10 protein-coding genes are annotated in these 9675 nt (G+C 40.1%); 8 read left to right on the forward strand and 2 right to left on the reverse strand.

The window, feature by feature from the left end; translation table 11 throughout:
• The first annotated feature begins 170 nt into the window (after positions 1–170).
• Positions 171–1373 carry a Bcr/CflA family efflux MFS transporter gene (locus tag HJP15_RS17115; RefSeq protein WP_170174225.1) on the forward strand — a complete coding sequence of 401 codons (1203 nt, stop codon included), beginning with the start codon at positions 171–173 and terminating at the stop codon, positions 1371–1373.
• Positions 1374–1406: 33 nt separating this feature from the next.
• On the opposite strand, the gene grpE is transcribed toward HJP15_RS17115, so the two are convergent.
• Positions 1407–2015 carry a nucleotide exchange factor GrpE gene (gene grpE, locus HJP15_RS17120; RefSeq protein WP_054455452.1) on the reverse strand — a complete coding sequence of 203 codons (609 nt, stop codon included), beginning with the start codon at positions 2013–2015 and terminating at the stop codon, positions 1407–1409.
• A gap of 58 nt (positions 2016–2073) precedes the next feature.
• Positions 2074–3039, reverse strand: coding sequence for an HrcA family transcriptional regulator (locus HJP15_RS17125; RefSeq protein ID WP_054206222.1), 966 nt, complete (start codon positions 3037–3039; stop codon positions 2074–2076).
• A gap of 105 nt (positions 3040–3144) precedes the next feature.
• On the opposite strand from HJP15_RS17125, the gene nadK reads away from it, so the two are divergent.
• From nadK to HJP15_RS17160, 7 genes are all read left to right on the forward strand, one after another.
• A complete protein-coding gene (gene nadK / locus HJP15_RS17130; RefSeq protein WP_054206283.1) occupies positions 3145–4029 on the forward strand; it encodes an NAD(+) kinase in 885 nt (294 codons plus the stop codon).
• Between the two features lie 76 nt (positions 4030–4105).
• Positions 4106–4678, forward strand: coding sequence for a hypothetical protein (locus HJP15_RS17135; RefSeq protein ID WP_054455450.1), 573 nt, complete (start codon positions 4106–4108; stop codon positions 4676–4678).
• Between the two features lie 73 nt (positions 4679–4751).
• Positions 4752–6425 carry a DNA repair protein RecN gene (gene recN, locus HJP15_RS17140; RefSeq protein WP_170174226.1) on the forward strand — a complete coding sequence of 558 codons (1674 nt, stop codon included), beginning with the start codon at positions 4752–4754 and terminating at the stop codon, positions 6423–6425.
• Positions 6426–6538: 113 nt separating this feature from the next.
• Positions 6539–6871, forward strand: a complete 333-nt coding sequence (locus tag HJP15_RS17145) for a hypothetical protein (protein ID WP_054206219.1) — start codon at positions 6539–6541, stop codon at positions 6869–6871.
• Between the two features lie 102 nt (positions 6872–6973).
• On the forward strand, positions 6974–7294 hold the full coding sequence (locus HJP15_RS17150) for a GRAM domain-containing protein (RefSeq protein ID WP_054206218.1): 321 nt from the start codon (positions 6974–6976) through the stop codon (positions 7292–7294).
• A 731-nt stretch (positions 7295–8025) separates the two neighbouring features.
• Positions 8026–8859: a tyrosine-type recombinase/integrase gene (locus HJP15_RS17155; protein ID WP_170174227.1), complete on the forward strand. Its 834-nt coding sequence runs from the start codon at positions 8026–8028 to the stop codon at positions 8857–8859.
• Positions 8856–9675 (forward strand): IS91 family transposase (locus HJP15_RS17160; protein WP_170174228.1); only part of this gene is annotated, 820 nt, incomplete at its 3' end. The genes HJP15_RS17155 and HJP15_RS17160, both read left to right, overlap by 4 nt.

The following is a 9675-nucleotide window of genomic DNA, read 5'->3' on the forward strand; positions in this document are numbered from 1 at the left end:
GATTCCCTATAGAATAACAAACCAATTATCAATTTAACATCATCATAAGTTCTATAAAAAGGAACATATGTTACACCGATGTTAAAGGCAATCAATATCAGCCAAACTAAGTACACAAGGGTGTTCGGCACTGCTACAATGCGCTTCTTTTTCAGATGGATGGATTCGTGATGCAAGCCTCAGCTGCCTATTTAAATAAACGTATTCTACTTCCCTTATTAGCAAGTATTGTTGCCATCACTCCACTGGCTATTGATATGTATTTACCAGCAATGTTAGTCATTGCTAACGATCTAAATACCACAATGCCAAATGTACAAATATCATTGAGCCTATATTTAGCCGGTTATGCGCTTGGGATGCTATTTTTTGGCCCTATAGCGGATCAAATTGGACGCAGAGTACTTGCAAAAGTCGGGTTGGCTTTATTTGGTGCCAGTTCGTTAGCGCTGGCATTTTGCAGTGACATTCATCTATTTTGGTTTTTAAGAATCGTACAAGCTTTTACCGGCGCTGCTGCTACCGTGGTTGTGCCCGGGATCATCCGCCATATTTACCAAAAAGATACCGCAAAAGGAATGTCTTACGTATCAATGATTATGATGGTTGCGCCATTAGTCGCCCCCACTGTTGGATCATTAATTTTAGGGTTTTCTCACTGGCAAACCATCTTTTTAGTGCTAGCCAGCTACAGCTTTACCATATTAGCTTTAGTGCAAATTTATTTAATTGATATCCCTATTTTCAAAAGTCCCTTAAAAGGTTTTGCGTTATTTTTTGATAGCTATAAAACAGTTTTTAAAAATAAAGATACCCGCGCTGATATAGCAAGCTCAATGTTTGTGTCTTTCGGTTTCTTTTGCTTTCTAACAGCGGTGCCTTTTGTGTACCTCGACTATTTCAAAGTATCAGAACAACTTTTTGGGCTACTCTTCGCTTTTAATGTGATGGCATTAATGGTGGGTAATTTTTTAAACACCCGACTAGTGCCGCGTATAGGCTCACGAAAAATGCTCTACTACGGATTAACGGTAGGCTTTATATCAGGCGGCGCATTACTCACCTTTAGTATTTTACATTTATCGTTGTATTTTATTGTAGCCGCAATTGCACCTTTGATGATGAGCTTAGGTGTTACAGCAAGTAACGCAGATGCGCTAATATTAATGGAATTTGAAGAAAAATCTGGTACAGCAACGGCTGTCATCGGTACGCTTAGATTTGGCAGTGGCGCATTAGTGGGCCCCATACTCGCGCTTATGCATGCGCAAAGTGCGGTCCCCTTCTCAAGTTTAATGTTTAGCGCACTGGTACTTACTTTAATTGCCCAGCTTTGGCATCGAGCTCGAAACAAAAAAAATGCCCGTTTATAACGGGCATTTTTATTTTGTTACTTTAAGCATTGCTTAGTCAGCAGCTTTAGATACCATTACCATTGCAGGGCGTAATAAACGACCATTTAATGTATAACCTTTTTGCATAACAGCTAAAACAGTATTAGGTGTTACATCATTACTCGGTTGAATAGACATGGCTTGATGAAACTCAGGGTTGAACTGCTCACCCTGTGGGTTAACAATTTCAACACCAAACTTTGCAACCGCATCATTAAAGCTCTTAACTGTCATATCAATACCTTCAAGCAATGGCTTTAAGGTTTCGTTCTCTTTATCGGAAAACTCAATAGCACGCTCTAAGTTATCAATAACAGGTAATAATTCGTTAGCGAACTTTTCAAGTGCAAACTTATGTGCTTTTTCTACATCTTGTGCAGCACGACGACGAATATTGTCAACATCTGCAGCAGCGCGAACTACACCATCTTTTTGATCAGCGATTGTTTGCTTAGCATCTTCAAGCTCTGCATACAGCATAGCAATTTCAGCTTCAGGGCTTACTTCTTCGCCCTCATGTGCATCGGCAGCTTCTACAGCGGCTTCAACTTCTGCTTTCATCTGCTCTAGCTCTTCGTTTAGTTCAACTTCTTGCTCTGGTGATTTTGTCTGCTCAGACATAGTTTAAATGCTCCAATTCTTTTCAATTGCGGTAATTATGGGGATTGAATCAAAAGATTCAAGAGTCAGGTGACTCGATTAATTTAAATTCTTGGATGATTGCTTCAATTTGCGCCGATTTAGGGCAAATTACACAAAAACGACTTTGGTATTCATGATTTTGAAAATACGGCACACTTATCACCATTAACTCATCGCAATCAGTAAAAGGCAATTGCGCTGTATTTAAAACCGACACGCCATTTTTGAATGCTAATTTATCTTCTACAAAGTTCAAAAATGAGACACCGATATTTAAACTTTGTTCGCAATCAATTTGACGATATAAATAATTTTCGCCCACAACAATACTGTTGTCTGAGCCTAACTTTTGGCTTAATTCACGTGTCCATTGATTTAATGAATCATGACAGTTTCGTGGTGCGGTATTCGCCATTGCTTGCATTCGATACAATCCTTCCATCAACGTTTGTTGACTAAAAACTGTATTTAGCCACGTAGCAAATTGATAGCGTATTGTATCTGACGCGTCATCTGGCTTATGAATACAAATATTATGGCTTTGCCCAGCCCGATCTAGCAACAAAATAAGCCAGTCATTACCATCAAAGTCTAGCACTTCAACCCTAAACACTTGTTGCGAACTAACCTGTGGTAATCCAACGCAACAACACACTTGATAGCGCTGACTAATACCATGCGCCATTTCGACTAGTTGCGCCTGTGCTGGTTGCCAATACTGAGCAATTTCAGTCAATGGGAAAAACTCATTCAACCAATAATCGAACCCGGCATTGGTAGGCACGCGCCCAGCGGAAGTGTGCGGTGAGTACAACAGGCCTATCTTTTCAAGACGCGACATGGCATTTCTCACTGTCGCAGAGCACACAGCCATGCCTTTTTGTTTAGCAATACGGCTAGACGCCACAGGCTGCCCTTCACCATTACAGTAAAGGCTCATTACCGCTGAAAATATTTGTTGATCTCGGGGATTTAAATTCATAATTTCTACATCTTGCTGCATACAAGGTATATCGGGGCAAAGAGAAGTTATTTCAAGGCACCGATGTTTTCAAAGCGATCATTTTTGAGTTACTCTAGTAATATTATAACTATTTGCGTAAACATCATGGAATCACCGTTTAAAACCATAGGCTTAATTGGAAAAGCAAATCACGATGGCGCAGCTGCAACATTACAGCGACTTTATACATTTTTAAACGCACTTGGCTTTAATGTTATTGTGGAGCAACGTACAGGGCATCAACTAGCTGGCGTTCCAAAAGAAAAACTCGTTAAATTGATCGAACTTGGCGAGCAAGCAGATTTAGCGATTGTTGTTGGTGGTGATGGAAATATGCTTGGTGCCGCGAGAGTGTTAGCACGCTTTGATGTGGCTGTAATTGGCGTTAATCGGGGTAATTTGGGCTTTTTGACCGATTTGAATCCGCAAGAGTTTGAACCAAGTTTAGAGCAAGTATTAAGCGGCCAATATATTGAAGAAAAACGCTTTTTATTAGAAGTTGAAGTATACCGCCATGGTGAACTCAAAAGCGCTAATTCAGCAGTCAATGAAGCGGTACTGCATGCCGATAAAGTCGCCCATATGATTGAGTTTGAAGCCTTCATTAATAACGACTTTGTGTTTTCGCAGCGCTCAGATGGCCTTATTGTATCTACGCCAACAGGATCGACCGCCTACTCTCTTTCTGGTGGTGGCCCAATATTAACCCCTGAGCTCAATGCAATGTCACTGGTGCCAATGTTTCCGCATACACTATCAAGTCGCCCTTTAGTTGTTGACGCTGATAATGAAGTGCGTTTAAAACTCAGTTTAGAAAATACGGATAGCTTACAAGTTAGTTGTGATAGCCATGTTGTATTAGCTGTTTTACCCGGTGACGAAGTGGTTATTAAAAAAGCAGACAAAAAACTACGTCTTATTCACCCTAAAGATTACTCTTATTACCACGTACTGCGCACCAAATTAAATTGGGGTAGTCGTTTGTATTAACACTATTGCGGTTTCCCATACTTTATTGCAAAATAGCTAAAATTAATTTAATACCCATATTAGGGAATTCGACACAATGACTTACGTTGTATTTTTTGCCATATTATTACTTATCACCCTGCTTGGCAGTTATTTGGTGATTGAGAATAACCGTCGAAAAGCGGTCGAAGCGAAAAAAAAGTTATTTAATGCACGCGTCACAGAAGTGACAAACAATTTGAAAGCAAAGCTCAATGAGTTTAGTGACGCAAAAATACTACGCCCAAAATATATCGCACGCACTCAAGTTATCGCCAGTAATTTTTTTGTTGTACAGCCACACACTGATGAAAATTTATTGTACCTAGAAGGAATTATAGAGTCATTAATAAGCACCATAAGCAGTGAACTTGCAAAAACCTATGTGACTGGTGAGCGTGACGCATTAGCCGAAAAGTTAGATTACTTTGTTGCAGACTTACCCCAAACTGGTATTGCTTATAACCATGGGTTTTATCGTGAAATACTTCCCTCCCTGATCAAAATATTACAATCTCCTGAGCTGCAAAATAATGATAACGAAGACTATTCAAACGCAACAGAACAAACTGAAATTACACCTCCTATTTCACCTCCTAAAATAGACACACAAGAAATAAACTTAGCTTAATAATAAAAATTTATTTGCAAAAACCCAAAACACTGTATAAATTAACAGTTAATTGACTGGATGGATAAACAGTATGTTAATTGGGTTAGAAATTAAAAATTTTGCGATTGTAAGTAATTTAAGCACTGAATGGCACAGTGGCATGACCGCTATAACTGGTGAAACAGGTGCCGGCAAGTCTATCGCTATTGATGCGTTATCACTGTGTTTAGGTGAACGTGCTGAAGCCTCAGCCGTTCGTCCTGGCACTGAACGCGCTGAAGTTTGTGCCGCGTTTGATTTGACCTCACTGCCCTTCGCTAAGCAATTTTTAGAGCAAAACTTACTCTCTAATGATGAGCAAGAATGCCTACTACGACGTGTAGTGTGCAAAAACGGGCGAAGCAAAAGTTACATTAATGGCAGCCCTGTCACCGCAGCACAACTTAAAGAGCTCGGTCAGCATTTAATTTCTATTCACGGGCAACATGCTCATCAGCATCTGCTAAAAAGCGAACATCAGTTACAGCTACTTGACGCCTACGCGGGACACCATACATTAGTGGGTACTGTACGTACGCACTATCGTAATTATCATAATTTACAAAAAGAATTTACGGTTCTTGAACAAGCACAATTACAGCAAGCTGCACAAAAACAACTACTTGAATACCAAGTGGCTGAGCTAGATGAATTTGCTTTACAAGAAAATGAATTTACACAAATTGAAGCCGAACATTATAAGCTCAGCCATAGCCAAACCATCATCGACGCGTGCCAACGTGAATTGCAAAGCTTGTATGAAAATGAAGAACAAAATGCATGCTCACTACTGCAACACAGTGCACAGCAATTTGCTGAACTTGCTAGTTTTGACGAAAGCTTATCAGGTGTTGCCGCATTACTTGAAGAGGCAGCAGTACAAGTTGAAGAAGCCAGCCGTGAAATTCGCAACTATGGCGAGCAAACAGATCTTGATCCAGCCCGCCTTGATGAAGTAGAAGCACGCCTAGTAGGCATAATGGACCTTGCGCGTAAACATCATATAAAACCTGAGCAATTGGTTGAGTTTCACCAAAATATAACGCAAGAGCTTGAGTCAATAAGCAACAACTCTACCCGATTAGCTCAGCTAGAAAGCGAAATAGCCAACGCATTTGACGCATACCAACTTGCAGCACAAAATTTAAGTGACAGCCGATTTATTTCTGCACAAACATTAAATGAATTGATCAGTGCAAGTATGGCGCATTTATCAATGGAAAATGGCGTATTTGAAATTGCGTTATCACCGCAACCAGACAAAGCCCCTAACAATCTAGGGTTTGATAATGTCTCGTTTTTAGTGTCAACCAACCCAGGGCAACCATTACAACCATTATCAAAAGTTGCCTCTGGTGGTGAATTATCACGTATTAGCTTAGCTATTCAAGTGATCATTGCACAAAAAGTAGTAACGCCAACACTTATTTTCGATGAAGTTGACGTAGGTATTTCAGGCCCCACAGCATCAGCAGTTGGTAAGCTTTTACGACAACTAGGCAAATCTACTCAGGTAATTTGTGTCACTCACTTACCGCAAGTGGCCAGCTCTGGGCACCAACAGTTTTTTGTAGCGAAAGAAATTGCAAATGGAGAAACCTATACGTCCATGCTTCCACTGAATAAACATGGCCGAATTGATGAGATAGCGCGCCTACTTGGTGGCGATAACATTAGTAAAACCGCCAAAGCTAACGCCAAAGAGCTTATAATGGCGCACGCTTAATGACTATTTAGCTTAACGTTTAAAAACGTTTTAGCTAAAAAAATATATAAACATAGCTTTGTATGGCTGTACTGCAAAGCGACTATAACCACAAAATAAAGACACTACACATAATGATAACAACACACACCTTGCAACCATTATTAATGGCAGCGTTTAGCTGTATATTATTAACCCCATTAGCGAGTACATTACTTTTAGTATTTAGCCGCTGGAAGCATCTGCAATTTAAAATAATGTTACAGCGTTATTTACATGCATCACTTATTTTTATGCTTATCCTCGCATGGTTTATCGAATTATATTTACCAACGAGGGCTGCTAACCGCATAGAGCTATTACTTACTCTTTGTGCATTAGCCATGCAAATGGCGTTAGTCGTTTATGCTTTTTTAAAAGTAAATAAGCAGAAAAAACAACACCACAGAGCAAAAAACTTTTTGTAAGTGCTTATTTTAAAATACAAATAAAAACAATTAATTTACATAATTGACACATCTAATTGTGCAACTTACACTGAATAAATTAAAAAATCGATGGAATGAATAATGACAGCAGCACAATCCAAACTCACACAGCTCAAACGCTGTTATGCAACATTACAACTGGGTGTTGCTAAAGCAGATGGTCGTTTAACACTCACTGATAACCTACTGCATTTTGAAGCCCTAAATAAACAACTTAATTTAGGCAGTTATGCCATCAAACTTAATAATATTTCCCGCGTTGAGAAATGTTCAGGTAAAGCTGGCGGTTTAATCCCCATAACCACCGCGGGAATCAAAATAACCACCAAAGAGAACCACCACTTAGAGTTTATTTTAGCCGAACCCGATGAGTGGCTTAATTGCTTGCAAGCTAGTCATTAAATTGGGAAGAAAAAGAGCCTAGCTGCTAGATCCTGGGCGCTAGGGCGTGTTGACCTTTGTGGATTGAAATTTGTTCAATCTAGGGGAAATTTAATCGCGGCGCGAGGTTTGTAACCTAGTGGGCTAAGTAAAAACCGAGCAACAAAGAGTTAATTGTCCCTAGAAAGAACCCGGAGGGCAGCGCATGTTTGGCATTTATGCTGCGTTATCGCCTATTAATGGGGAATAACCACACTACATAGGCTCTGCCTTGCCTAAAAACCAAACATACAGCTGCAAAATCAATCACGAAAGGTCAACACGCCCTAGGAAAAGCCCAATCAACTCGGCGTTTAATTCACTACTGTGGGTTAGGTTGAGAACAACGAAACCCAACGATGAAAGATTAAACTAAATGACGGCTTTGAGTGATAAGCGGCCATCGAGATTGGCTAAATATCGTAGTTAATTAATTGGCCAAACAGCCCTTTGCGCATATATTCATGAAAATGAGCGCTGAGCGCATATTGTTCTGTTTAACTTTGCTTTAAAGTTTTAGAAAACTTCGTGATAGTAATACCTTAGGTAATTTGTTAAAACTATATAAAGTAGATAAATGAGTGTGGTGTCGGCATAAATATGCCCGATGAGCGCACTATTAAATTGTTGAACTAAGCCGCTACGCGGAGATCCTATTCTTATCATTTGAGCCACACTTACCTTGGGGTTATCCCATAACTTGGAGGTAAGTCATGAATACACTCATTGAACAAGTCAAAACTGAAATAGCCTATCTTGGTTATTCACAAAGTACCTGTAAAAGTTACTGCGAGCATTTACTTAAACTCAGCCATTATTTTAATAAACCACTCGATTTAATTACTGATGATGAGCTGAGTATCTTTTTTAAAGATCCCGCCATTCGCAAGCTCTCCAGAGCGAGTCAAAAAATACAAATAAACAGCATTTGGTTTCTGTTTAAGAATATTTTACATCGCCCACTGAACTTAGACATAGCCTTGCCTAAAGCGAAACCTCGGGCACCTACTTATTTATCGCGTGATGATATTCGACGACTTATAGAAAGTTGCACGGATATGCGTTTAAAAACATTGATAGTGGTGTGTTATGGATGTGGTTTGCGTATTGGCGAACTGCTGCGCATCAAAGTGCAAGACATCGATGGACAGCGTAAAACCATTTTAATTGAACATGGTAAAGGAGATAAATCGCGTTACGTAGTTGTATCAGATAGTGTACTGAATCAATTACGTTGTTACTGGAAAATGTATCACCCAACGGGTTGGATGTTTTACTCGCGATTGTTAATGGATAAACCTATGTCAGCATCGACCTTCAGGAAGCCATTGAGAAAACACGCACAAGCGTGTGGTTTAAAACACTGTAATCCACATGCACTACGCCATGCTTATGCAACACATCAACTTGAATCAGGTATGCCACTTCATCAACTTCAACACCAGCTTGGTCACAGTGACATTAGAACCACGCAAAGTTACTTACACTGGTTACCTGAATTAGGGCATGGTGGTATTGATTTACTCGCAAGTTGGGGAAACCAATGAGCGGCTTGCATCTCGCTGATATTTTAAATTCTGGCCTTGGGAATTATCGGCAGCACCACATAATGAGTTATCAGCAGTTACGAGTCTGCCAACACCTTCAATCATGCAGAACGGGACAGCTCGGTTATCAAGCATGGCAATGTGATAACTGTAGTGAAGTACAACAAATTGGATGTAGCTGTCGAGATCGGCATTGCCCACGTTGCCAAGGTATGGCAACGGCTAAATGGGTGCAAAGACAACAAGAGGATTTATTACCGTGTCGGTATTTCCACCTTGTTTTTACGCTCCCGCATGAGTTAAATATCATTGCGCACTACAACCCAAACGCGTTGTATCAATGTTTATTTAAAGCCTCATGGCAAACGCTGTGTAAATTTGCGAAACGAAAGAGGCATGGCCAGTTAGGTATGACAAGCGTACTGCATACATGGGGGCAAAATTTAAGTCAGCATATCCACTTGCATTGTTTGATACCCGCAGGAGCGCTAAAAAAATCGCATTGGCATGAAATAGAAAAAGGCTATTTATACCCCGTAAAAGCATTATCAACAGTCTTTAGAGGTAAAATGCTGGCGGCGCTCAATGAATGCGATAGTTCATTCGCGAAGGTAAGCACGCCAACAAAATGGTGCGTGTATAGCAAAGCCTGTTTAACGTACAGTGAAAAGCTAGTTAGTTACCTTGCTCGTTATACCCGAAAAGGCGTGATGTCAGAATCGCGATTAGTGTCAGCGACTGAAGAAACAGTGAGCTTTAAATACCGCGATTATGCAGATAACAACCGCGATAAAGTCATGACTCTGAGTTGTGATG

This window comes from Pseudoalteromonas sp. NEC-BIFX-2020_002 (assembly GCF_013002825.1).
GTDB classification, from domain to species: domain Bacteria; phylum Pseudomonadota; class Gammaproteobacteria; order Enterobacterales; family Alteromonadaceae; genus Pseudoalteromonas; species Pseudoalteromonas neustonica.

What these genes read in the sequence shown, in the direction of transcription:
- HJP15_RS17115 (WP_170174225.1), top strand. Translation starts at nt 171, where the DNA reads ATGCAAGCCTCAGCTGCCTATTTAAATAAACGTATTCTACTTCCCTTA.
- grpE (WP_054455452.1), bottom strand. Translation starts at nt 2,015, where the DNA reads ATGTCTGAGCAGACAAAATCACCAGAGCAAGAAGTTGAACTAAACGAA.
- HJP15_RS17125 (WP_054206222.1), bottom strand. Translation starts at nt 3,039, where the DNA reads ATGCAGCAAGATGTAGAAATTATGAATTTAAATCCCCGAGATCAACAA.
- nadK (WP_054206283.1), top strand. Translation starts at nt 3,145, where the DNA reads ATGGAATCACCGTTTAAAACCATAGGCTTAATTGGAAAAGCAAATCAC.
- HJP15_RS17135 (WP_054455450.1), top strand. Translation starts at nt 4,106, where the DNA reads ATGACTTACGTTGTATTTTTTGCCATATTATTACTTATCACCCTGCTT.
- recN (WP_170174226.1), top strand. Translation starts at nt 4,752, where the DNA reads ATGTTAATTGGGTTAGAAATTAAAAATTTTGCGATTGTAAGTAATTTA.
- HJP15_RS17145 (WP_054206219.1), top strand. Translation starts at nt 6,539, where the DNA reads ATGATAACAACACACACCTTGCAACCATTATTAATGGCAGCGTTTAGC.
- HJP15_RS17150 (WP_054206218.1), top strand. Translation starts at nt 6,974, where the DNA reads ATGACAGCAGCACAATCCAAACTCACACAGCTCAAACGCTGTTATGCA.
- HJP15_RS17155 (WP_170174227.1), top strand. Translation starts at nt 8,026, where the DNA reads ATGAATACACTCATTGAACAAGTCAAAACTGAAATAGCCTATCTTGGT.